Consider the following 23009-nt stretch of genomic DNA (forward strand, 5'->3'; position numbering starts at 1 on the left):
ACGCGATCCCGAGCATCATGAAGGCATTTGCGCCGGCGAGATCGGTTGGACTCTGGGCCGGGGCGATCCTGTCGCTCCTGGTTACGGGCCTGATCGCGCCGTCGCAGGCCCAGGCCGGTTGCGCGCATTATGTGAAGCATCGTTCGGCGGCGGACGCCTTCGCCCATCGGCTCGACCCGCTGGTCGCCGGGTCGGCCGAAGCCTCGACGGACGCCCCGTCGACGCCGGACGGCCCGCGACGGCCGGCTCCCTGCTCGGGGCCCTCGTGCTCGGGCCAGCCGGCCTCGCCGACGCCGCCGCCAGTCACGACGATCAAGCTCGTCGAGGCCTGGGCCTGCCTCGTCCCGCGCCGGTCGCCGTCGAGGATCGACTCGACGCCGACCCTCCCACCCTCCTGCACCCTCGGCCCGATCCATCGGGGCGAGCCCGTCTTCCACCCGCCGCGATGGACGCCGGCCCCTTCGATCGCCTGATCGCATCACCCGCAGGCCCGGCGTCGGCACGTACCGGCGCGCCGTCCAGCGATCGCGCGTACACCGCGGCCGGTCCGTCGTGAGTCGCCGTCGCCTCGGCACCGCACGCCGCCGGCAGGGCACGCTCGCCGTCCCGACTCGGTGATGCCTCAGGAACCGTCGTCCCCGCGCCGGGCCGCGGGCGTCTACGCCGACGCCGCGCCTCGAGCGTTCGCCTTCTCGTGCCTCATTTTCAACGGATTCGAATCGCACCCATGACCCCGAAAGGAGGGCTCCATGCGGAAGCCCCGTCGCGCCTTCACCCTGATCGAACTGCTCGTCGTCATCGCCATCATCGCCGTCCTGATCGCGCTCCTGTTGCCCGCCGTCCAATCGGCCCGCGAGGCCGCCCGGCGGATGCAGTGCACCAACAACCTGAAGCAGCTCGGCCTGGCGGTCCACAATTACGCGGACGTCCACGGCCGGCTGCCGATCGGCCGCGGCGTGCGCCCGCCGCAGCCCTACACGGTCGCCTCGCGATACAACTTCTCCGGGTTCTCGATGATCCTGCCGTTCATGGAGCAGTCGACGATCTTCTCGTCGATCAACTTCAACCTGACGATGACGACCCAGGACGGGAACACGACGGCCCAGCGCACCGTGGTCGCGCCGTTCCTCTGCCCGTCCGACGGCCAGGTCGCGCCCGTCGAATCCGCCGGCGTCAACTACCGGTTCAGCGAGGGGTCGAGCATCGCCTATTCCTACGCCGAGACCGACACCGGCAACACGAACACCATGCTCCCCGCGCCCGACGGCCCGTTCTTCGCCGAGCGATCGCTCCGGCTCTCGCAGATCACCGACGGCACGAGCAACACCGGCCTGACCTCCGAACGCCTGCTGGGCGACTTCAATCAGGGGATCGCGACGCCGAGCCGCGACGTCTACAACACCAACGTCTTCCCCGCGACCCCGGAGGAAGCGTCGCAGAGCTGCGAGGCCTGGGATTCCACCCTGGTCTCCACGAGCGGCGAGTCGGGCAGCGGGGCCCCCTGGCTGGACGGCTTCCTGCACACGTCGATCTACAAGCACATCTCGACCCCGAACAAGAAGTCGTGCTACTTCCGGCCGACGCGGCTGGTGATGACCGTCGGCAGCAAGCACCCCGGCGGGGTCAACGTGGGCTTCGCGGACGGCTCCGTCCGGTTCGTGAAGGACTCGATCGACCGCAACACCTGGCGGGCCCTCGGCTCGATGAACGGCGGCGAGGTCGTCTCGTCCGACTCGTACTGACCACCATCCCAACGAATCGGAGACAACCTCATGCGTCGTCATGATTACGGCCGGGCCGGCCTGCGATTCCTCGCGCCCCTGCTCCTGCTCGTCGCGGCGGGCTGCGACGGCTCCGCGCCGGTCGCGGCCGACGAGGACCAGGCCAGGAAGATGCTCGATCAAGCCCTTTCCGCCTGGCTGAAGGGCGAGAGCGTGGAGGCCGCGAAGGGCGGCTCGCCGCCGATCACGGTCTCGGACGCCAGGTGGGAGCGCGGCGACGCGCTCAAGAAGTTCGAGGTCGAAGGCGGCGGCAAGCCGTCGGGCTCGGAACGCGCCTTCACGGTCAAGCTCTGGTTCGCAGACCCCAAGGGCAAAGAGGTCCGCGAACAGGTCGTCTACAAGGTCGGCACCGACCCGATCGTCACCGTCTTCCGCTCCCTCTTCTAATCCCGGGCACGCTACACACTCGACGGACAGGAACTCGATATGATCTTCAAGTCCATGCGAATCCCTCTGATCGGAACTGCGCTCCTGGTGGGCGTCCTGCCGGCACCGCCCACGGCGCGCGGCGACGACGCCGCGACGACGACGAGCGATGCGGAGGGGTGGAAACGCCTGCCCAGGACGGAACGCGGGGGCGAGGGCCCTTTGCCGACCTGGGCCAAGGCCGTCGCCGCGCGGCTGCCCCGCACGGCGGCCGCGATGCTCGAACTCGACTTCGCCCAGCGGACCCGGAGCCCGCTCGATTCCGTCTTGCGTGCCAAGATGCGGTGGGTGATCGCCGCGTCGAACCGTTGCGCGTACAGCCAGGCCTACGCCCTGGCCGACCTCGACCGCGCCGGCGCCCCCAGCTCCGCGATCAAGGCCCTGGTCGGCGACCCCGACCAGTGGCCCGAGGCCGATCGCGAGCCGCTCGAATTCGCCCGACTCCTGACCATCGCCGCGCCGACGATCCGCGACGAACTCTTCGCGAGCCTTCGCGCGAAGTACGGCGACAAGGGGGTGGCCGCGATGGTCCTCCTCGCGGCCTACGGCAACTTCCAGGACCGCATCCTCCTCGGCCTGGGAGTCCCTCTGGAGGCCGGCGGCCCGCTGCCGCCGATCGACGTCAAGTTCGCCCCGGGCGCGCTCCAGCTCACGCCGCCGCCCATGCCCCCTCAGGCGAAGCAGCACCTGCTGGAATCCGGCGAGACGGTCGTCGACCGCGATCCCGAGTGGGCGCAGGCGTCGTACGACGAGCTGCAGTCGCGGCTCGAACGCCAGCGCGCCCGCACCCCGCGACTGCCGATCCCGTCGTGGGACGACGTCAAGAAGTCGCTCCCTCCCGCGATGACCGTTAGGCCGATCAGGATCGTCTGGACCCTCGTCTGCCTGGGCTACGTCCCCGAGCTGGCGATCCCCTGGAACCACGCGACCCGCACCATGTGGGCCGAGACGAAGCCGGACCGGATCTTCGAGGAGAGCCTCTTCTGGATCCAGACGCGGGCGATCCAGTGCAACTACTGCATGGGCCACTGCGAGATGCTGCTGGAGGTCGCCGGCCTCGACAGGTCGGAGATCGCGGAGCGTACCCGCAGGCTGGCGAGCGACGACTGGTCGGCCTTCCCCCCCCCGGAGCAAAGGGCCTACGCCTACGCCCGCAAGCTCTCGAAGACCCCGTGGGAACTCACCGCCGCCGACTACAAGGTGCTGGAGAAGGACCTCGGCCCGGACGTCGCCATGGCGACCTTCTGGTGGCTCTGCCGCGGGCTCTACATGACCCGCGTGTCCGACGGCTTCCAGCTCCCGCTCGAACGCGAGAACGTCTTCAGCAACTTCTACCCCAAGGCGACCGAGGCCGAGGGCAAGCCGCGATGAGCCTGCGAAGGCCCGCTCGCTTCTCCCTCGACGACCCGCCCCCTGGACCATCACACCGAGGTTTATTGATGTATCGAGTCACGCGATTCGCCCTCTTCGGAGTCCTCGCCATGGGGCTGCTCCCCGCCGCGGAGTCCGCCGACCCTTCCCGCGGGCGCGAGCCCACGATCCCCCTGCTGGGCGTCGAGGACGCCTGGCGCGCCCTGCCGCCGGTCGAGTCGGGCTCCGGGCAGCCGCTGCCGTCGTGGGCGCGGGCCCTCGCCGGCCCCCTGCCGCGCACCACCGCCGCGCTGCTGCGGCTCGATTTCGTCCATCGGACCCGCAATCCGATCGACCCCAAGCTCCGTGCCCAGATGCGCTGGGTCGCCGCGCACGCCAACGGCTGCGACTATTCCGAGGCCTACGCGCTGGCCGACGCCCGCCGCGCGGGCCTCGACGACTCGACGATCGACGCGCTGCAGAAGGCCGATCACGCCAGGCTCTCCGAGGCCGAGAAGGCGGCCCTCGAATTCGCACGCAAGATGACCGTCGAGTCGTCGAACGTCACCGACGCCGAGTTCGCCAGGCTCGTCGGCCATTACGGCGAGGATAAGGTCGTCGCGATGGTCCTCCTGATGGCGTATTCCAACTTCCAGGATCGGCTGCTCGCCTGCCTGGGCTCGCCCCTGGAACCCGACGGCCCCCTGCCCCCCCTCGACGTCGCCTTCGCCCCGTCGGCGACGCAGTCGCACATGCTCTCCTTCCCCAAGAGCAGGACGGCGCTGGGCAAGCCGACGGGCAAGGAGCTGATCGCCGACGAACCGGAGTGGGCCGCGGTCGGCTATGACGCGCTGCAGGAGAAGCTGGAGCGCCAGCGGGGCCGGACGACTCGCGTGCGCGTGCCGAGCTGGGAGGAGGTCGTCCGCAGCCTGCCGAAGGACTTCACGCCCAGCAAGAACCCGGTCCGGATCGTCTGGACGCTGGTCTGCCTGGGACACCAGCCCGAACTGGCCTCGGCCTGGGAGACCCTGATGCGCACCGCCGGCGCGGAGTCGCGCGGCAAGCTCGACCGCGTGCTGTCCCAGGGCCTCTTCTGGGTCGTCACCAAGACCATCGACTGTCCCTACTGCATGGGTCACTGCGAGATGAACTGGGAGGTGGCCGGCCTGACGAAGCCCGAGATCGCCGAGCGCAGCAAGGCCCTGGCGAGCGACGACTGGTCGGCCTTCCCCCCCGAGGAGCAGCGCGTCTTCGCGTTCGCCCGCAAGCTCACCCGCAGCCCGGCATCGGTCACGCACGAGGACGTCGAGGCGATCCAGCGCGACTTCGGCGTCGACCGGGCGGTGAACGTCCTGGTCTACGCCTCGCGATGCAACTACATGGTCCGCGTCTCCAACGGCTTCCAGCTCAGCCTGGAGCGCGACAACGTCTTCCTCGACTACTACTCCGAGGCCCCAACGCAGCCTAAGCCCGCGCCCGCCGCCTCGGGGCGATGAACCCTCCTGGATCGCCGCCGCTCGGAGCCGCAACCCTGCCGAGCGGCGGCGTCTTCAGGAATTCCCTGCCTCACCGCTTCCGTGTCCCGTTCGATGCCGGCCTCGCGACCGCCTCGTCCCCGCGCGGGCCGGTCCTGTAGGGACGGGATGGTGTACCTTGGTCGTATCCGGGATGAACACCTCGAACGACCTGAAAGACATCCACCCATAGGGGACGAATCATGAGTGAGGGCCACGCCAAGCCCGAGTCCGGGGAAACGTCGCATGCGAGCAAGCCGCGCAAGTCGGCCGCCAGGTCGAGGCCCACGCCGAAGGCAGGCGGTAAAGCCAAGCCGGTGGAACCCTCTGCAGGCGACGACCGGCGACTCCACGACTCGGCGGGATGGCGCGAGGAAACCCTGGACCGCATGCGTGCGCTGATCCTGGAAGCCGTCCCCGAGATGGTCGAGGAACGGAAATGGAAGAAGCCGTCGAATGCGATGGCGGGCGTTCCGGTCTGGTCGCACAATGGGATCGTCTGCACCGGGGAGACGTACAAGAAGGTCGTCAAGCTCACGTTCGCCCGGGGGGCGAGCCTCCCGGACCCGTCGCACCTCTTCAATTCCAGCCTGGACGGCGAGACGCGAAGGGCGATCGACATCGCCGAAGGGGAAGAGGTCGACGCGGGTGCGTTCAGGGCGCTCGTGAAGGCTGCGGCGGCCCGGAACGGGGTGCCGGCGAAGAAGGCCGGGCCGGATGCGAAGGCGGTCGGGCCGATCAAGGCGCGAGCCGATGAGAACGCTGACGTCGTCCTGCTCTCGGGCGGCAACCCGCGGATCGCGAAGGCGGACGGCGACGCCCCGGTGCAGGCTTACATCGCCGCACTGCCGGGCTGGAAGCGCGACCTCGGCCGGCGCCTCGACGCGCTCATCGTGCGGAACGTGCCCGACGTGCGCAAGGCCGTGAAGTGGAATTCGCCGTTCTACGGCGTCGACGGCCTGGGCTGGTTCCTGTCATTCCACGCCTTCAACCTCTACATCAAGGTGACCTTCTTTCGCGGCGCCTCGTTGCAGCCGATCCCGCCCGGCGGAACGGAACGCAGCAAGGATGCGCGCTGGATCGACGTCCGCGAAGGCGAACTTCTCGACGAGGCGCAGCTGGCGAACTGGCTGAAACAGGCCGCCGCCCTGCCCGGCTGGATCCCGTAACCGACCGTCCCGAGAAACTCGCCCTCGCCCCGACGTCGGACCCCCAGCCAGGGACGCGTTCGACATCCTGGAAACCTGGGGCGAACGGGCTCTCCGAAGTCCCAGGTCGGTTCGGGGGGTGCAAACCGGACGGCTTCCCGGCGGGGCCGGTCACCTTGCGTGGGGGGCCCCTGCTCCGGGTCGTGTGCCCACCGCCGGATCCGTGTGCCGTCATCATCGACCTTGCGGGGAGACCGTGTCCTCACCGGCCTCCTCATGGGCGATGGACGTTCACAGGCCCGTCACCTCGATCGTGAACATGACGCGATCGTCGTTGTACGTCTTGCCCTGCATGTTGTTGAGCAGCTTGCACGTCGAGTTGCTGCACGCGTGCGAGAAGTCGATGTAGACCCGAAGTTGCTTCGACGCGTCCCGGCTTCGCACGCGGGCGAGGTCGAGCTCGGCCCCGACGCGCGGCTGCCATTCCTTCGTCACCGCCGTCACCTGCCGGAGGTTCGGCACGATCGGGTGGACGCGGCGCAGGAGGTCGACGAAGTGCTTCGAGATGCCGATCGTCAGCATCGCCGGGAGGATCTTGTCCTGCCAGATCAGCTCGTCCGCGACGTGTTGAGGCGCGTTGGCGTTGTAGCTGCCCAGGCGGATGCCGATGTTGTCGAGGTGGACGTTGCAATAGTCCTTCGCCACCGCGCAATGCAGGCTCGGCTCGGAATTCTCCCGGTACCCCTGCCCATGGGTCGCCAGCGCCGCGATGGCGCCCACCGAAGGCAGGATGCCCAGGACCCGCTCGCGCGAATCCGGCTGAAATCCCCCGTGCTGCAGCGCGTCGGCCCATCTCTCGGCGTCGACCGGCACGAAGTCGAAGCCGGCGTTGATCGTCGAGTTCACCTTGACGATGGACTTGACGTGCTTGCGCAGATCGATGCTGTGCAGGTTGTAGAAACGCGCCGAGATCGTCCGCCACATCGGGCTGTGCAGCATCCACGAGGACTGCTCGGCCACGTCCTCCGCGTGGAACGTCCGCATCTGCTCGGTGATTTCGGTGGGATCGAGGTCTGGCATGCGAGGCTCCTGGCTGCTGGAATGGGACCGCACCAAACAAGACGGACCGGCATGTGATGGTGTGACGGCCGTTGCGACGTCGTCAACCAGCCGTTGGGGCCGCAGCACCGGCTCCTCCACATGATGCATGAACGCACGCCCCCTCGCCGAAACGCGTCCCGGCCGAGTCGCCACCCGCGCGTGGCTGAGCCGACCGCCTGGTTTTCCGAACGGCCTGCCGGTCGCTCCAGGTAAGCTCCCCGAGCCTCACGGGCCTGCACCCCGCGAGTTCCCTCGACCCCGGCTTGAGCCGGACTGAGCGACCTCGGCCGGGCGGTAGCGGCGGAAGTCCTTGCCGCGCCCGAGCCTCGGAGCGAGCGCTACCCACGCCTTCTCCTGGCACTGACTCGAAACAGCGGCTCGTCGTCGTCCCCGATTTCTCGGCGAGGGTTCTACGAGGGCTGCTATCGCCTCAGTGAGGTGTAGCCGGAAGCGGTGTCTGAAGGGGAATCGACCCCTTGTTTGGATGGAAATCCGGCCGAAGGGTATCGTCATCGATCTTCACCCCGCCTGTTCGTCGCAGTCGAGACATCGTAAGCCGACGACGATCGCGTCGATGCGACGGCGACCGCCGGTGGACTCCGCCGACCGGATCAAACAAGCAGCGAGCGGGCCCGCGGAAAAAATCGGTCAGGAACCGCAGGACGTTTCACCCCCGCCGGCGACAGGCAGCGGCCGCACGCAGCGCCCTCTGGACGAAGCGGCCGCCCCATGATGCGGCCGTTCTCACCGCCGGGCTGGGGACCGACGACCTCATGGTCAGGTCCGGCATCCTCACGGTCGAGATGAACCGCTGGTGAAGCCCGTTCCAGGACTGATCCAACCGTGCTGGACCGCCCGACGGCAATTCAGGCCGTCGATCTTCTCCTTCCACCCACGAATCCCCTCCGCCGCGGAGAGTTCGCTGTTTTACGCGGAGTCGATCGAATGAGTATGCCGCTTCCGTCACGCCAGTCCCCGACCGGGCCAATACCGTCCCGGGGTTTGCGAATATCCAGCCAGCGATCCACCCCCGATTCGGGGGCAGGGAAGCGAAGAGGAATTTCGAGCCCTTCCATGAGCAACGTCGAGCCTTCCGTGAGCCATCATCACCACGCCGCCCGCACGAGTCGCAACCGGCTGCACGAATTCGACCGGGTCTATTTCGACTACCTGGTCTCCGAATACCAGGGGTTGCCGCCCGATGAAGGCGACGTCGACGCCAGGCGGACGATCGAGGCGATCCTCCACGCCCCGAAGCATCACCGGGCCGACTTGCACCCTTTGGAACTGGCCCTGCTCAAGCTCCGGCCGATCGACCGCCTGCGGCGCGACGCCTGGGCCTACCGCGACCGCCTGCGGGACATCGCCGGGCGGGCACGCCATGACGCCTACCTCGCGTCGGGTCCGCCCGACCCGGCCACGGCGTCCGAGGCGGCCGTGCGAGCCGACGTCGAACATCTGGTGGGCGAGCTGCACTGGTACTACGGCCTCCAGCCGGTGCGGGAGCGGTTCCGCATCCGCTTCGTCCGCTACATCGGGGCCGTGCTGTTCACGCTGTCGCTGAGCTTCATCGCATACCTGGCGATCGTCCACCGCGAGCACAATCCGTCCCTGGTGCTCGTCCTGTTCACGGGACTGGTCGGCGCGACGATGAGCGTCCTGCACCGGATGGAGCAGGCCCGGGGCGACGGCGACCCGATCGCCACCAGCCTGGCGTGGGAGCAGGCGCAGGGCAGCCTGCTGCTCGCCCCGTGCAGCGGGGCCATCTTCGCGGCGATCCTCTACCTGATCTTCGGCGCGGGGCTGCTGAAGGGTATCGCATTCCCCGAGATCGCCACGGCGGGCCCGGCGGACGGCTACCTGTCCTTCGCGGATTTCATCCGCCACACCGGCCCGGTGTCCGGCGTCGACTGGTTCAAGCTGCTGCTCTGGTCGTTCGCCGCGGGCTTCGCCGAACGCCTCGTCCCCGATGCGCTCGATCGGATCATAGCCCGGCGGACGGGAGCGGCCGAGGGTTGAATTCCAGGTCGAGTACGCAACATGGATGGCGGGCGGCCCGAGGGACCGATCGAACGCGGAGCCACGCACCGTGCGGGCCGAAGCTCTCGCCCGATCGCGACTCCACCAGCGACGCGAGGTCGTCGAAACCACGGGCGTCCGCGATCGCCCCGGCGCGCCCGGCCGGAACCGCTCGTTCGGAGATGCCCCGGCCGCACGTCGCGCCCGCGCCCGGCGATCTCGCGGCTCGCCGGCCTGACCTGCGTCGGTTCGCTCGACGGCGGCCGTGACGAGTCGCCCGAGTCCGAGCCTCCGGCTCCACGCCGCAGACGTTCCGGGCCGCGATCCGCACCTCCGATGGAGAGTCCGGGGATCGCACACGAACCGGCGTCACGCAAAATCGAGATGATCTTGCGTTGCGACTTTTGCAACGCGTAGGGCACGGTGCTAATGCTGAAGATATCGACGCCACGACAGGATCAACACGAATAACTATGTAACATTATACATGAATCTTGAGTATTAAATGGCGATCGCCTGGAAGATCCTCTAACGGTGTCTGCGGCGTTGCGACGGGGGCCGACGCTCCTGCGGGCCGATCGCCCCGTCGTCAAGCGTCGGGCTTCCTGGAAGGGCCGGGATCGCGGGATTTTCGGGAATCCCAGAGGGCTCGACGACGGAGCCTCCTCGGGAGTCGAGGCCGATACGGAAGAGACGCTCTCCCCTGGCTTGAATTCAAGCTCCCTCCCGAGCGCCTGCCGCTCCGCGACGTCGCCCCGCGGCCGGCCACCGACGAACCCCCCAACCCACGACTCATGGAGCCGTCCATGGTGGTCGGGTCCTCCTGGCATCGCCGCGAACTCTGGTTCGTCATCACCCGATGCTCCTGCCTCTGCACGATCGACCCCTGGCACAGCTTCCCGCCGCGATGGAGTTCCGACTTCATGACGGCACCGGCCCCGGACGACCGGTGTCACTTCAACGGGCTGGGCTTCGCCCCCGATAGCCGCTGCCTGGCGACCGCCCTGGGCGAGACCGACGCGCCGGCCGGGCGGCGATCGAACAGGCGCCACGGCGGGACCGTCACGATCTAGCAGTCCAACGGGCGATCCGTGGCCTCTCTGCCGGTGAGGAACGGCCAGGCTTGCTGGAATCGCCCTTTTTGCCAGGTCTGGAGCAGGAACTGCTTCGCCGTCTACGACGCCGATCGCGATCTGGCCCGCGCTCGATCGAACACGGCCCGCGCGGCGCCTCTTCCCTGACGTCGACGCAGCCGGCGCCGGCGAGCGTTTAGGTCGGCGTACGCACCATCAATGCGGCCCTGGCGATGCAGTTCGCCGGGAATCAAGCCGCCCTCGTCCGCAGACGTTGATTCGAGGCCGAAGCCGGCGTGAATGCGAACGTCGTCGGGCGATGCACCGCTCGCCGATGTCGCGACGACGGTCGGCCTCCGCGTCGAACCTCAATTTTCGATCGCGACGGCACGGACCCGAGTGGGTTATAACTTCCGCACAGGTGCGCGACCCGGATCCGGGGGTCCCGCCGACTTCATCCGAAACGACCGGCGTTGGGGACAGGACATGTCAGGCGTCCCGCTCGTCGAACAAGCCGCGGCCATAGCATCCCAGTTCCTGTCACCTCGCGCCGACCAGGCGGACATGGCGACGGGACCTCCGGTCGAGCAGATCCGGCGCCTCGCCGAGGCCGGGCTGTTGGGCCTGACGACCCCGCCCCAATACGGCGGCGAGGGGGCCGCGCCGAGCGTCGTCCGAGACTGCCTCGCCGCCGTGGCCTCGGGATGCGGCGTGACCGCCTTCATCTACTACCAGCACATCGTGGGCTGCCGCCATCTCGCGAGTTGTTCCAATGCGCCGCTGAAAGATCGGCTCATGCCGGATCTCTCGGCGGGCCGACGATTCTGCTCGCTGGCCTTCTCCCATCTGCGACGACCGGGGCCGCCGCCGCTGCGGGTTCTGGCGGAGGGCGACGCCTGGATCTTCGATGGGACCGCCCCCTGGATGACCGGCTGGGGCTTCGCCGACGACGTCCTGCTGGCCGGCGTTTTGCCCGACGGCCGGTCGGCCTGGGCGCTGGTCCCGCTCTCGGAGCGGGGGGACCTGCAGGCATCCCCCCCGGCGCGCCTCTGCGCCATGAACGCCTCGGCCACGGTCTCCCTGGAGTGCCGGGCCCTACGCGTCGAGCCGGAGCGTCAGGTGAAGACGATGACGCCGGCGGAGCTGGCCGCGGACACCGACCGGGCGAACATCTTCTTCACGGCCCTGTCGCTCGGGGCGGCCCGCGCGGCCGTCGGGTCGATGCGGTCCGGTCGATGCGACGACTTGATCGCCGATGCGGCGGACGCCCTCGAACGAGAGGTGGAGTCGATGCGGGCGGCCGTCGACCGCTGGGACGACCCCGCGACTCCGGCGGACGAGCGGGGTGACGCGACCGCCCTGCGGGCCAGGTGCATCGACCTGGGCGTGCGCGCGTCGAACGCGGCCGTCGTCGTCGGCGGCGGGGCGGCGAACGGGCTCGGGCATCCGGCCCAGCGCCTCTTCCGTGAGGCGATGGTCTACTCGCTCATCGCCCAGACGCGGGACCTGCGGTCGGCGAACCTCGATCTCCTGCTTCGAAGCGACAAGAGGGTCTCGAAGTGAGACCGCGGCCCTTCTGGAGGGGTCCCGACAGAACTCGCAACGCAAGGACGCCTTTCGCCCTGCGCAGGAAGGGCCGCAGTACGGAAGAGCGAGGAACGATCGGGATTCGGTTCCCGGGAAACTGGACGATCAGCTCGGGTCGCTTCTCGATCCCGCTCCAGAGCGACCTGGATCGCCGCCCTCTACGCAAGAATCCTCTCCGTGTCCAAGAGTCGAAACCCACTCCCACGGAGCCGATCGATGAGCTCTGGCGCCGTCGCGGCGGTCGCAAGGCGGAAGTAAGGTAGGATTGTCGAGCATCTCCGCGAAGCCGGGGCGATCGACGCCTCCCCGGCCACTCCGATCCGCGTCCAGAATCGGCCGGGCGGCCGGGTGCTCCGCCACCTGCTCGCCGGAAAATATCCACGAAGCCGAGGGCGGGTGTTACCTCGACGAGGCCGCCTACGGCTCGCGGCGCTCCTGGACCGCCGGGCCGATCGCGGCACCTTCGGCGTCTGGTGGGCGAGCGTGAGAAGCACGGGGTGGGCGGATGCTCCCGGCTTCCCGGCGATGAAAAGAAGGGCCTACGCCGTCGGCAGGTCCTGCGGCCGGGGACGCCCGCCGCATCCTCTCTCACGGGCCGTCCCCACGCTTCCGCCGGCTTACCCCTCTGTTATCATCCAGTGAAGGCCGCACGGGCCGTCCTCCGGGTCGACGACAGGGAGCCGACGATGAATCGAACGATCTGCCTGACGACCATCGCCATCGCGTGGGCCGCAGCGGCGGGCGCCCAGACGCCCTCCGAGATTCCGCTCTACCAGGGCGCCGCACCCGGCTCGGAGAAGTGGGACTGGGAGGAGAAGTCGGCCGCCACGCCCAACGGCCTGCCGATCGTCACCGACGTCGTCAAGCCCGTCCTGCTCCATTACCCGGCCGAGAAGGGCCAGGCCGTCGGCGCGGCCATGATCGTCGCCCCCGGCGGCGGGTTCCGGGCCCTCATGATGAGCTACGAGGGGGCGGACGTCGCCAAGCGGCTCAACGCCATGGGAGTCGATGCCTTCGTCCTGAAATATCGTCTGACCTCCAATGCCCCGGGAGCCCCGGCCAGGGATGAGGTCGTCAAGCTCGCGGCCGAGGATGGCAGGCGCGCGGTGCAGCTCGTGCGGGAGAAGGCCTCGGAGTTCGGCTACCGGGCCGACCGGGTCGGCATGATCGGCTTTTCGGCCGGGGGCATGGTCACGGCGGAGGCGCTCTTCGGGCCGAAGGAGACGCGTCCTGATTTCGTGGCGCTCATTTATGGGATCCGCGAGATCAAGGAGATTCCCGACCCCGCTCCGCCGCTCTTCCTGGCGGTGGCCGCCGACGACGCGGGGTTCGTGGCCCAGTCGGTCGATCTGTTCACCGCCTACCGCAAGGCGAAGGGCCAGGCCGAGCTGCACGTCTTCCAGACGGGCGCCCACGGATTCGGGAACAAGGGCGGCGGCGCCGACCACTTCATGGACCGCCTCGAGGAGTGGCTCCGGGTCAACAAACTGCTGACGAAGGTGAAAGACTCGAAGTAGGCGTCTCTTTCGGGGTCGCTCGGAGCGATCATCGGCGGGATCGCCGGGGTCCTCTCAGGCAAGCGGCGGGGTGATTGGCATGCCGGAAGATCCAACCCGCCTGCCACCCGGCTTATCGGGCGCCGCAGGCCCCTGCTTCGTCGCGGCCGAGCTCGGCCGTCGGGGCTATATCGCCACGTTGACCGTGCGGATCGCTCGCGGCATCGATCTGCTGATCGCCAATGCGGCAGCGTGAATTCGGGGTGGTGAGGTGACGGGCAAGCGAAGACGCCGAGCCGATAGCGGACTCTCCAAATACCGAAAGCCGGGTAGGGGTCGCCTACCCGGCTTTCGGTCGTGGGTGCCTCGCCTGCCGCTCGCGGCGGGTGCAATATCGGGCGGACGAACCGCCGGATAGCGTGAGTTTTTGGCGCGGGGCGCTGGAAAAGCACGGGGGTTTTATCGGCTCGCGGCCGGTTGGGCTTGAGCCGTCGCGCCACGCGCTTCAGGCGGCAGCCGATTTATCCTGGTTCCGCGCGGGCCGGGACTGGTCATGCTTCCGTGGTGGGGTCCTCCAGCCTAGTGCCGACCGAAGCGGAATCGGGTAAACAGGAGGCACCCTAACGCCGCGACGGACCCCCGCCAGTCGAGAGACTCCATGCTCAAATCGCTTTTGGCCGCTTTGATCCCCGTTCTCGTATGTCCCAGCGTCTTCGCACAGACGCCGGTTCGCAAGTTCGATGACACGGGCGCCCCGCCCTTCAAGGTTTTGAACCCGGGCGAGAATCCTCCGCTCGACGCCTACGACGACTTCGTCATCGGGCCGGATTACGTTCCCGCGCCGGAACGCAAAAAGGTCGACGGCGTGCCCGAAGGGAAGGTCGAGCAGTTCGAGATCGACTCGAAGGAGACCAAGCTCTTCAACCCCGGCGTCGCCCGCGAGAAGTTCGGGACGGTGGACCCGAACAACCCGAAGACGCTGATCGTCGAGACGCACCCCATCGACTACAGGCGGAAGGTCGGCGTCTACGTACCCGCCCAGTACCAGGCGGGGACCGAGGCGCCGTTCATGGTGGTCCATGACGGCCCCGGCCAGGCCGGCGGCTTCAAGACCATCCTCGACAACCTGATCCACCAGAAGCGGATCCCGCCGATCGTCCTCATCTCCGTCGGCAACGGCGGCGGCGACGCCCAGGGGCACGAGCGGGGCAGAGAATACGACAACATGAACGGCGACTACGCCGATTACATCGAGGCCGAGGTGCTGCCGCGGGTGGAGCAGCACTGCGGGGTGAAGCTGACGAAAGACCCGGACGGCCGTGCGGCGATGGGCAACAGCTCCGGCGGCTCGGCGGCCCTCATCATGGCCTGGTTCCGCAACGACCTCTACCACCGCGTGCTGACGACCTCGGGCACGTTCGTGAACCAGGCGTGGCCGTTCGACCCGAGACACCCGGGCGGGGCCTGGGGATTCCACGAGACGCTCATCCCCGACAGCCCGAAGAAGCCGATCCGGATCTTCATCTCCGTCGGCGACGCGGACCTGCTCAACCCCAACGTGATGCGCGACGGGATGCACGACTGGGTCGAGGCCAACCACCGCATGGCCAAGGTGCTCAAGGCCAAGAGGTACGAGTACCAGTACCTATTCTGTCGCGGGGCCAAGCACAGCGTCGGCAACGCCCAGCAGCAGTTCCTCCCGCACGCCATCGAGTGGGTGTGGAAGGGGTATTCGCCGAAGGCGGGGAAGTAGGTGGCGAGGCCGGAGTGGTGGAAGGGTTGCACTGCCTCTATCGTCAGGAAGAGGGGGGAGGATCTCGACCAAGGGGCGGTGGAACACGGGCTCGGAGACGATGCGGTTCACGTCGTCTCCGGCTTGCAGATCCGCCGGAATGCGTGTCGGATGATCTTCTCGATGCCACCGCGTTTGATGCTGCTGATCCGGGTGATCCGCCTGTCCTCGAGCAGGTCTTTCTCGCTCAGCCGGAAGACGCCGGACGCCAGGTCCGACGCACACCGAGGATCTCCGAACATGAAACCGACGTCGATGTCAGCGGCCGCGCGTCCGCTCCTCCTGACGGCGCTCGTCGCCTTCGCACCATCGCTCCTCCGGGCGGAGGAGCGGCCCGGGCGTTTCCTGCTCGTTTCCGACATCCACTTCGACCCGTTCTACGACGCCTCGTTGTTCCAGCAGCTGAAGACCTCTCCGGCCGAGAACTGGGCCGAGATCCTCGAGAACTCGCGGCCCGCCGGGATCAATCCTCGCGGCACCGACAGCAACTACGCCTTGCTGAAAAGCAGCCTCGACGAAGCGCGCCGCCGCGGCCCGGACGTCGACTTCGTCCTCTATCCCGGCGACCTGCTGGCGCATCGATGGCAGGCCAAGTACGACCGCCTCGCCGAGAAGTCGCACGAGGCGGATCCCGACGAGTACCGGGCTTTCACGCGCAAGGTCGTCGAATTCCTGGCATTCGAGTTTCGTCGGCGATTCCCCGAGACACCGATCCTGCCGACCCTCGGCAACGAGGACTCCTACTGCGGCGACTACAGGGTGGAGCCCGAGGGGCCGTTCCTCTCCATGTTCGCGGAGGTATGGCATCCCCTGCTCGGCCCCGAGTCGGGGACGTTTCGGCGGACGTTCCCCCTGGGAGGCTACTTCACGACACGCCTGCCCCGCCTGAAGAACTGCCGACTCATCGTGCTCAACAGCGTTTTCTTCTCCGTCAACTACGACGACGCATGCAACGCCGAGGTGCAGGTCCCCGCCCTGGACGAGCTCGATTGGTTCGAGGATACGCTCGCGAGGGCCGCCGCGGCCGGCGAGGCGGTGTGGTTGCTGATGCACGTCCCGCCGGGGATCAACAGCTTCAACACCGCCGAGAGCGTCCCGCGAGGCGGCCCGCCCGCGACCTTCTGGCAACCGGAATTGACCAGGAGATTCCTGCGGATCGTCGAGCGGCACCCGGACGTGGTCCGCGTCGCGTTCACCGGGCACACCCACATGGACGACTACCGGTTGATCCGTCCGGGCGGCGGGACGTCCATTCCATGCAAGATCGCCCCGGCCGTCAGCCCGATCTTCGGCAACAACCCGGGCTTCCAGACTTATCAATACGACGTCGACCGCGCGGCGGTCTCGGGCTTTCAGACTTACTTCCGTGACGGCCTCGGCGAGGGACGGAGGCCCACGGAAGGGCGATGGGCCCTCGAGTACGACTTTCGAGACGCCTACGGCTTCGACTCGCTCTCCGCCGGAACGATCGGGCGGCTGGCGGAAGGGATACGATCGAACGCAGCGGTTCGAGAGAGCTACATCAGGTTCTACGGCGTCAGCTCGGCGCCGGAGATCACCCCGCGCACGCTCGAGTATTACCGATGTGCGATGACGAATCTCGGCGCGGCGGCTTTCATGGACTGTCTGCCCAAAGCCCCGGATCGGCTGGAATCGCCCGGATTCCCAGATCGCAGGCCGGCGGCGGTTCCTCCGACGAGGGAGTGATGCCGAATCGTCCTGAACATTGTCCATTGGCGGCGGCCCGGCGAAAGCCGTCGGCCCCGCGCATGTCCTGTGGATGGTCCATGAGCCGTCGGCAGCGGTCGGCCAGCGGCTCCCGCATGGCCTCCAGTGCGGCGAAGCCCCGGTTCGCCGTCGCCTCGCGGAGCGGCGGCCAAGGGACCTGGAGACTGACGCCCAGCCGGGTCATCCACCCCCAGGCGGGCTGGACGCAGACCGCGACCCTCCGTTCAGGGGGATGCCTCCACCTCAAGGATGGCGAACGGGGCGATTCGGTATCACACGGTCCGGGCACTGCGAGCAAGCGGCCGGACCGGCGGCGCATCGCCCGCCCCGTCGCCATCCGCTGTCGTCCTGGTCGCCCCCAAACCCCCTCCCGGATCCGCATCCCATGAAGATCGCACGCATCGCCGCCTATCGGGTCGACCTGCCCCTGAACGAGGGGAGCTACCGCTGGTCGGGCGGGAAGTCGGTGGACGTCTTCGACTGCACGATCATCCGCGTGGAGACGGACGCGGGGATCGTCGGGCACGGCGAAGTCTGCCCCCTCGGGCCCTTCTACCTGCCCGCCTACGCCGAGGGCGTGCGGGCGGGAATCGCCGAGTTGGGCCCGCACCTGCTCGGCGAGGACCCCACGCAGCTCGGCCGCCTGAACCGGATCATGGATGCGGCCTTGAAGGGGCACCCGTACGTCAAGTCCGGGCTCGACATCGCCTGCTGGGACATCCTCGGCCAGGTCGCCGGCCTGCCGGTCTGCACCTTGCTCGGCGGGCGGTACGGCGAGGCCGTCACCCTCTATCGCGCCATCTCCCAGGCCGAGCCCGACGCGATGGCCGAGAGCGTGGCGGGCTACCGACGCCAGGGGTATCGCCGGTTCCAGCTCAAGGTCGGGGGCGACCCCGACGTCGACGTCGCGCGGATCAAGGCCGTGGCCGCGCTGCTCGGGCCGGGAGAGGTGCTCGTGGCCGACGCTAACACCGGCTGGCTCATGCACGAGGCCGCCCGCGTCGTACGCGGCGTGCGCGACGTCGACGTCTACATCGAGCAGCCCTGCCCGGGCTACGAGGAATGCCTGTCGATCCGCCGCCGGACCGACCACCCGTTCGTGCTCGACGAGTCGGTGGACGGCCTCGACATGCTGCTGAGGGGCCGCGCCGACGGGGCCATGGACGTGGTGAACCTGAAGATCTCCAAGCTCGGAGGCCTGACGAAGACGCGCCAGGCGCGCGACCTCTGCGTGGCGATGGGCGTCGCCATGACCCTGGAAGACAGCTGGGGCGGCGACGTCGCGACGGCGGCCATCGCGCACCTCGCGCACAGCACGCCCGAGGAGTTCCGGTTCACGGCCACCGACTTCAACAGCTACGTGACGGTCGACACCGCCGACGGCGCCCCGCGGCGAGTGGACGGCCGGATGGCCGCGTCGACGTCCCCGGGCCTGGGGATCACGCCCAGGATGGAGGTGCTCGGCGACCCGAAGGTGGATCTCTCCTGAGTCTCGTCGGCTTGGCGGACCGAAGCTTGTCACCCGCCGACGCACGAGGCGATCGCGAGGTGGTCGGGGCACTCACATGGTGGCTGCGCCACCCGTGCGGGCGGGCCGGCGTCTCCCCCCGAAATCGCATCCTGGCGACGAATCCCGGAAGGCGCCGACCTACGCCTCGCGTCCGTGCTCAGGATCTGGATGTTCAAATCCGAAAATCGTGCGAAAGGGCCGGGTGGAAGGCGATCAGGCCCGTCCGCCCTCAGGTCGCCCCGCCGGCGAGCTTCGCCGCCTCGGCGTCGATCACGTCGGGCTCGGCGATCTTCGCGATGAGTTGGTCGGTGCTGGCGGGGTCGACGTCGGGTGGGGGAACGCTCGGTCGCAGGCCCGGTTAACGGCCGCGCGATAGCTGTTCCGGCTGTACCTGCCCCCCGGCATGGGCCGGGCGGCGCGACCCCGGCAAGAGGGCCCTCGCTCGGCCACAACCTCGGCCGGGCAGAGGCAGTGGACGTCCGGGCCGCGATCGAGCCATGGGGCGAGCACCTCCTGCGCGCTCGGTTCGATCGCGATCGCCCGCTCGCGGCCGTGGTGCTCCGTCTGGTGGGATCCCGGGCGGTCGATCCACACGCCCTCCGGACGGTCGACGTCGCCAGGCCGGATCGCGCAGACCTCGCCCGGACGGGCGGCGGTCAAGACTTGGAACCGCACCATCGCGGCCACCTGGCGCGAGAGGTGGGGCAGCGTGGCCTCGACCGCCGCCTCGGCCACGGGCCGGATCGGGGGCGGTTCCTTGGCGTCGCCGCGGCCCTTCTCGAGGCCCGCGACGGCGGCCAGGGCGGCGAGCGACGCGCCCGGGTCGAGTTCCTCGCCGGCGGCCCACCTGAACATCGCCCGGACCCGGTGGACGTCCTTGTTGATCAGCCGTCGCGACCGGCCGAACCGCCACTCGGCGATCAGGCGGGCGTAGGACTCGTGGCTCGCGGGGGTGCCGTAGGGCCCGAGGTAGCGGTCGCGGCCGTCGATGGTGACGACGGCGGCGTTCCGGGCCTTGTGACGGCGATCGGCGGGGGGCGATGGCTGCGGGGCCTGGGCGTGGCTCCAATGTGGGGCCGAAGCGGGACATGTACCGCTTCGGGCAGGACCTCCTTGCCGCACCGCCCGGACCAGGCGGGCATCCTGAGCCTGGGATTCGGCGAAATTTGCTTCCAATCGACGCGACAAGACGGCGATTGAACTTTTTCGGGCTGGAGTCCGGGGCTGGGAAGTGCGACTGCGACTCTTGAACGATGAAACCTCTTCCGCATAATGGTCTTGAGTCACGGGTTGCGAGATTCGTCCAGCGTGCGGCTTCGGTTTTTTCAATACGCCAAAGGAAGTTCCATGCGCACCTGCATCCTCAATGGCTTATCGGCAACAGTGTGCGCGCACGCAGTCCTGGGTTATTTCCTCGATCAGACATGGGCTGCCGACGCCCGACCCGAAGACAACCTTCCGGGGAAAGTCATCCACTCCTGGCTCGCAAATTCGTTCGCCACCGAGGCCGGGCACCAATCGGTGCCGGTCAATGTTTGCGGCATCGGCGTGACGCCCGACGGGACCGTGTACTCGGCCGGAGTGTCTGAGGCTTTCGGCGGGGTTGCCTCATACAAAAACGGGGCTTTCGTCACAAAATACGACTACGACAGCGGTTGGGGGAGCAGCTCGTCGGCGGTCGTGGCGGACGACGAGTTCGTCTACATCGGCACCGGGGCGGGTCTGTTCCGCTCGCGCATCGGGGACGCGGCCTACAACAAAACGCCCATCCTGAAAGGCAATTTTCACGGCCTTGCGATCCGGGACGACGAGCTTTACGTGAGCGATTACGACGCGGAGAAAGTGCGGGTGCTGGCGACTGCGACGATGAAGGAAGTGCGAACCTTCGCCGCGCCACTCCCGGGCCCACTCGCGGTCGGGGGCGACGGGCGGGTCTGGATGATCGAAGGCAAACCGGCCAAAGAGCCGTACGCCTCGTTCTATACCGGCGGGGCGAAGATCGTATCCCGTACAGCCGATGGCGATAAGGGCCCGGAGATCGCGGACTTCGAGAATCCCTGTGCGCTCGCCGTGGACGCGAAGGGTCGGTTGCTCGTCGGCGGGCTGAACAAGCACTGCCAGGTCTGGATCTACGACGTGTCGGAGAAACCGAAGAAGGTGGACACGTTCGGGGCCGAGGGCGGCATTTTCTCCGGCACGCCAGGGGAGTACGCCCCGAAGAAGTTCCACTGGGTCCGCGGGCTGGGCACAGACAAGGCGGGGAACGTGTACGTCGCCTCCGTTTACGGGACGTGGTACAACGTCTCGATCGAGGCCTACGACGCGTCGGGCGAGAGGCTTTGGGACGTCCACGGTCTGGGAAACTGGCTCGACACCGCGTGCACCGAACCGGACGACGAGACCACCGTCTACACCAAAGAGAACGTCTTCAGGATGGACTGGACCAAGGCCGCGGGCGAAGAGCAGTCGCTGGCCGGGTTCACGGTGGACCGGTTCAAGTACCCGACCGACAGCCGCGTCACCGACGGCCACGGCCCAGGGCACCGCCTCGTGAACGGCGTCCGGCGGATCGGCGGCAAGCCCTTCTTGTTCTGCGGCGCGCAGGGCACGGGCAATCTGGAGATCTACAGGTTCGGCAAGGGCTTCGTCGCCGCGCCCTGCGGCTATGTCGGCGGCGCCTCGACGTGGCGGCCCGCCGGCGGGAAGCGGTGGCCCGAGGACGCCGAAAGCTTCGTCTGGACGGACAAGAACAACGACGGTGTTGCCGATGTCGATGAGTTCGACGACGCCAAGAAGGAACCGCGGTGGGGGTCGATGCACCTCGATGCCGAGGCCGGCATCTGGGAGTGCGCGGACAAGACCATCTGGCGCATCCCATGCGAGGGCCTCGACGAGAGCGGAAACCCCGTCTACCGTCGAGCGTCCGAGGTGAGCTATGAGAACCCGAACGAGTTTCCGCCCTCTCGTCTCCGCAGGGTGTTCTATCGGCCCGGTGAGGACACCCTCATCGCGGGCGGGGCTCCTGGGTCCGACGAGAACGTGTGCAACTTGTTCGTCTGCTACGACGACTGGACCGATGCGACCAAGCGGAAGGTGAGGTGGTCGGTCAAAGTGCCTCTAGACGACAAGATGTACACCCCCGAGACCAGTTACGGCGGCGGTGGCGTGCAGGCGATTTCGGCCTGCGGCGAGTATCTCTTCGCGGCTTACGGATTCGGCTACATACGCGTTCACGCCCTCAAGGACGGCGGGTACGTCGGCACCCTCCGTCCGGACATCAACGGTTTCAAAGGCGGCGGCGGGTGCGTCGATTCAGACAACGCTCTGAATGTGATCCTGCGAAAAAATGGGGAATATGTGATGTTTCTGGAGAATGCGGGACGGAATCACGTGATGATGTTCCGTTGGACACCGCCATACGAGGTGAAATCATGACCTTCGGGGGGTTCTAAGCCTGAACTTGGCCTGGACCAGTCTTCTCATCAAAAAGCGAAAATACGAATCCCGTCGGCAGTCGCTAATGCGACTGCCGACGGGATTCGTATTCGTGATTAGTCGGGGCGAGAGGATTTGAACCTCCGGCCTCACGGACCCGAACCGTAGTCCGGGAGCCTAGCCGAATTGCAAAGAGGCCTCAATACACCGGCATGTTATGTCAGACTGGCCCCATTCGCTAGGCGTTGCACCTCGTCTCAGGATGCCTCACGGTTGAGCGGTACGCAGGGCTCAAAACGGTACAGACGGTACAAGGGGACGCTCAACTTCAAAAGGGTGGGCTGGGAGCGGCGAGCGTCACGTAGAGTAGATGGGATCAAGCGGAGCGGTGGCGCGAGTCTCGTCAAGCGACCCACCCGCCGGGCTATGACCGAAAGTCGTTAATGGCGGTTTGTGGAGTGCGGCGTGCCTTTGGCGAATCAGCAGATCACCCACGGGCCGAGATGTCTGACAGCTTCCCCAAGTACCAGTGGATCGGCCTCAAGTCGAGACATCTTCGCCGGGCCCACCTCCGCCGCGATTTCCATGCGACGATCGACCGCAGCGACGCCGGCTCGGCGATTATCGAAAACCTGCTGACGCATTTCGGCGTCCTGTTCGACGGCTGGTCGAAGGTTCGGGCCGAGACGGCCTCGCGTCGGAGGTTCGAGACGCGACCCCGGCCGGGGCCGCGTCGCGAGATGCGTTTCGAGGCGGCCGGCGGCGACCTGCCGGCGAGATCGTCGAGGGCGAGCCGTCGCTGTGAACCTTTGTGAAGGTCGAGGGCATCGTGCCGACGAACAATGCGGGGGGCAGGTGATGCGCCACGCCGTGTGCTGGAGACACAAGAGCTTCGGTATCGGTTCGGGGCCGGATCGCAGTTCGTGGGACGCATCCTGACGACGCTCGAATCCCCTGCCGCCGTCGATCCCGCGACATCCTCGACTACCTCGTCGCGGCCGTCGAAGTCCACCTCTCAGGCGGAAAGCCGCCTTCACAACGCCCCGCCG

The 23009-nt window shown here is 67.8% G+C and carries 18 protein-coding genes and 1 pseudogene; 16 read left to right on the top strand and 3 right to left on the bottom strand.

The window, feature by feature from the left end:
- The first annotated feature begins 17 nt into the window (after positions 1-17).
- From PZE19_RS11270 to PZE19_RS11295, 6 genes and pseudogenes are all read left to right on the top strand, one after another.
- The gene (locus PZE19_RS11270) at positions 18-473 is read left to right on the top strand and encodes a hypothetical protein (protein ID WP_277860715.1); all 456 of its coding nucleotides are present in this window, start codon (positions 18-20) and stop codon (positions 471-473) included.
- Positions 474-749: 276 nt separating this feature from the next.
- On the top strand, positions 750-1742 hold the full coding sequence (locus PZE19_RS11275) for a DUF1559 domain-containing protein (protein ID WP_277860716.1): 993 nt from the start codon (positions 750-752) through the stop codon (positions 1740-1742).
- 30 nt (positions 1743-1772) lie between these two features.
- Complete coding sequence (locus tag PZE19_RS11280) at positions 1773-2168, top strand: hypothetical protein (protein ID WP_277860717.1); 396 nt, start codon at positions 1773-1775, stop codon at positions 2166-2168.
- A 78-nt stretch (positions 2169-2246) separates the two neighbouring features.
- Positions 2247-3578, top strand: a pseudogene (locus tag PZE19_RS11285) (carboxymuconolactone decarboxylase family protein); the annotation flags it as partial.
- A 68-nt stretch (positions 3579-3646) separates the two neighbouring features.
- A complete protein-coding gene (locus PZE19_RS11290) occupies positions 3647-5053 on the top strand; it encodes a carboxymuconolactone decarboxylase family protein (RefSeq protein ID WP_277860719.1) in 1407 nt (468 codons plus the stop codon).
- Between the two features lie 221 nt (positions 5054-5274).
- Positions 5275-6240 carry a DUF1801 domain-containing protein gene (locus tag PZE19_RS11295; RefSeq protein WP_277860720.1) on the top strand — a complete coding sequence of 322 codons (966 nt, stop codon included), beginning with the start codon at positions 5275-5277 and terminating at the stop codon, positions 6238-6240.
- 270 nt (positions 6241-6510) lie between these two features.
- Here the strand turns inward: PZE19_RS11295 and PZE19_RS11300 are convergent, their stop codons facing one another.
- Positions 6511-7299: a hypothetical protein gene (locus PZE19_RS11300; RefSeq protein WP_277860721.1), complete on the bottom strand. Its 789-nt coding sequence runs from the start codon at positions 7297-7299 to the stop codon at positions 6511-6513.
- Between the two features lie 1095 nt (positions 7300-8394).
- Here PZE19_RS11300 and PZE19_RS11305 point away from each other — a divergent pair.
- The 6 genes from PZE19_RS11305 to PZE19_RS11330 all read left to right on the top strand — a co-directional run bounded on the left by PZE19_RS11305 (position 8395) and on the right by PZE19_RS11330 (position 15248).
- The gene (locus PZE19_RS11305) at positions 8395-9339 is read left to right on the top strand and encodes a hypothetical protein (protein WP_277860722.1); all 945 of its coding nucleotides are present in this window, start codon (positions 8395-8397) and stop codon (positions 9337-9339) included.
- An 806-nt stretch (positions 9340-10145) separates the two neighbouring features.
- Positions 10146-10412 (top strand): DUF4915 domain-containing protein, encoded by a 267-nt coding sequence (locus tag PZE19_RS11310; protein ID WP_277860723.1) that lies wholly within the window; start codon positions 10146-10148, stop codon positions 10410-10412.
- Between the two features lie 486 nt (positions 10413-10898).
- Entirely contained in the window at positions 10899-11975 is a 1077-nt protein-coding gene (locus PZE19_RS11315) for an acyl-CoA dehydrogenase family protein (protein WP_277860724.1), read from the top strand.
- Between the two features lie 710 nt (positions 11976-12685).
- Positions 12686-13516: an alpha/beta hydrolase gene (locus PZE19_RS11320; protein ID WP_277860725.1), complete on the top strand. Its 831-nt coding sequence runs from the start codon at positions 12686-12688 to the stop codon at positions 13514-13516.
- A 79-nt stretch (positions 13517-13595) separates the two neighbouring features.
- Entirely contained in the window at positions 13596-13751 is a 156-nt protein-coding gene (locus PZE19_RS11325; RefSeq protein WP_277860726.1) for a hypothetical protein, read from the top strand.
- Between the two features lie 402 nt (positions 13752-14153).
- Positions 14154-15248: an alpha/beta hydrolase gene (locus tag PZE19_RS11330; RefSeq protein WP_277860727.1), complete on the top strand. Its 1095-nt coding sequence runs from the start codon at positions 14154-14156 to the stop codon at positions 15246-15248.
- A 107-nt stretch (positions 15249-15355) separates the two neighbouring features.
- Here PZE19_RS11330 and PZE19_RS11335 read toward each other — a convergent pair whose 3' ends face one another.
- The gene (locus tag PZE19_RS11335) at positions 15356-15529 is read right to left on the bottom strand and encodes a hypothetical protein (protein WP_277860728.1); all 174 of its coding nucleotides are present in this window, start codon (positions 15527-15529) and stop codon (positions 15356-15358) included.
- Here PZE19_RS11335 and PZE19_RS11340 point away from each other — a divergent pair.
- Both PZE19_RS11340 and PZE19_RS11345 read left to right on the top strand, forming a co-directional pair.
- Positions 15528-16994 carry a metallophosphoesterase gene (locus PZE19_RS11340; RefSeq protein ID WP_277860729.1) on the top strand — a complete coding sequence of 489 codons (1467 nt, stop codon included), beginning with the start codon at positions 15528-15530 and terminating at the stop codon, positions 16992-16994. The genes PZE19_RS11335 and PZE19_RS11340 overlap by 2 nt on opposite strands.
- Positions 16995-17400: 406 nt before the next feature.
- Positions 17401-18504, top strand: a complete 1104-nt coding sequence (locus tag PZE19_RS11345) for a cis-3-hydroxy-L-proline dehydratase (protein WP_277860730.1) — start codon at positions 17401-17403, stop codon at positions 18502-18504.
- A 291-nt stretch (positions 18505-18795) separates the two neighbouring features.
- On the opposite strand, the gene PZE19_RS11350 is transcribed toward PZE19_RS11345, so the two are convergent.
- Positions 18796-19713 carry a site-specific integrase gene (locus PZE19_RS11350; RefSeq protein ID WP_277860731.1) on the bottom strand — a complete coding sequence of 306 codons (918 nt, stop codon included), beginning with the start codon at positions 19711-19713 and terminating at the stop codon, positions 18796-18798.
- 159 nt (positions 19714-19872) lie between these two features.
- On the opposite strand from PZE19_RS11350, the gene PZE19_RS11355 reads away from it, so the two are divergent.
- Both PZE19_RS11355 and PZE19_RS11360 read left to right on the top strand, forming a co-directional pair.
- On the top strand, positions 19873-21960 hold the full coding sequence (locus PZE19_RS11355; RefSeq protein WP_277860732.1) for an NHL repeat-containing protein: 2088 nt from the start codon (positions 19873-19875) through the stop codon (positions 21958-21960).
- A gap of 503 nt (positions 21961-22463) precedes the next feature.
- Complete coding sequence (locus tag PZE19_RS11360) at positions 22464-22775, top strand: hypothetical protein (protein WP_277860733.1); 312 nt, start codon at positions 22464-22466, stop codon at positions 22773-22775.
- The last annotated feature ends 234 nt before the right edge of the window (positions 22776-23009 follow it).

It is taken from the genome of Paludisphaera mucosa, from assembly GCF_029589435.1.
In the GTDB taxonomy this organism is placed as follows: Bacteria; Planctomycetota; Planctomycetia; order Isosphaerales; family Isosphaeraceae; genus Paludisphaera; species Paludisphaera mucosa.

Coding starts and splice junctions, on each gene's coding strand:
- PZE19_RS11270 (WP_277860715.1), top strand. CDS start 18: ATGAAGGCATTTGCGCCGGCGAGATCGGTTGGACTCTGGGCCGGGGCG.
- PZE19_RS11275 (WP_277860716.1), top strand. CDS start 750: ATGCGGAAGCCCCGTCGCGCCTTCACCCTGATCGAACTGCTCGTCGTC.
- PZE19_RS11280 (WP_277860717.1), top strand. CDS start 1,773: ATGCGTCGTCATGATTACGGCCGGGCCGGCCTGCGATTCCTCGCGCCC.
- PZE19_RS11290 (WP_277860719.1), top strand. CDS start 3,647: ATGTATCGAGTCACGCGATTCGCCCTCTTCGGAGTCCTCGCCATGGGG.
- PZE19_RS11295 (WP_277860720.1), top strand. CDS start 5,275: ATGAGTGAGGGCCACGCCAAGCCCGAGTCCGGGGAAACGTCGCATGCG.
- PZE19_RS11300 (WP_277860721.1), bottom strand. CDS start 7,299: ATGCCAGACCTCGATCCCACCGAAATCACCGAGCAGATGCGGACGTTC.
- PZE19_RS11305 (WP_277860722.1), top strand. CDS start 8,395: ATGAGCAACGTCGAGCCTTCCGTGAGCCATCATCACCACGCCGCCCGC.
- PZE19_RS11310 (WP_277860723.1), top strand. CDS start 10,146: ATGGTGGTCGGGTCCTCCTGGCATCGCCGCGAACTCTGGTTCGTCATC.
- PZE19_RS11315 (WP_277860724.1), top strand. CDS start 10,899: ATGTCAGGCGTCCCGCTCGTCGAACAAGCCGCGGCCATAGCATCCCAG.
- PZE19_RS11320 (WP_277860725.1), top strand. CDS start 12,686: ATGAATCGAACGATCTGCCTGACGACCATCGCCATCGCGTGGGCCGCA.
- PZE19_RS11325 (WP_277860726.1), top strand. CDS start 13,596: ATGCCGGAAGATCCAACCCGCCTGCCACCCGGCTTATCGGGCGCCGCA.
- PZE19_RS11330 (WP_277860727.1), top strand. CDS start 14,154: ATGCTCAAATCGCTTTTGGCCGCTTTGATCCCCGTTCTCGTATGTCCC.
- PZE19_RS11340 (WP_277860729.1), top strand. CDS start 15,528: ATGAAACCGACGTCGATGTCAGCGGCCGCGCGTCCGCTCCTCCTGACG.
- PZE19_RS11335 (WP_277860728.1), bottom strand. CDS start 15,529: ATGTTCGGAGATCCTCGGTGTGCGTCGGACCTGGCGTCCGGCGTCTTC.
- PZE19_RS11345 (WP_277860730.1), top strand. CDS start 17,401: ATGAAGATCGCACGCATCGCCGCCTATCGGGTCGACCTGCCCCTGAAC.
- PZE19_RS11355 (WP_277860732.1), top strand. CDS start 19,873: ATGCGCACCTGCATCCTCAATGGCTTATCGGCAACAGTGTGCGCGCAC.
- PZE19_RS11360 (WP_277860733.1), top strand. CDS start 22,464: ATGTCTGACAGCTTCCCCAAGTACCAGTGGATCGGCCTCAAGTCGAGA.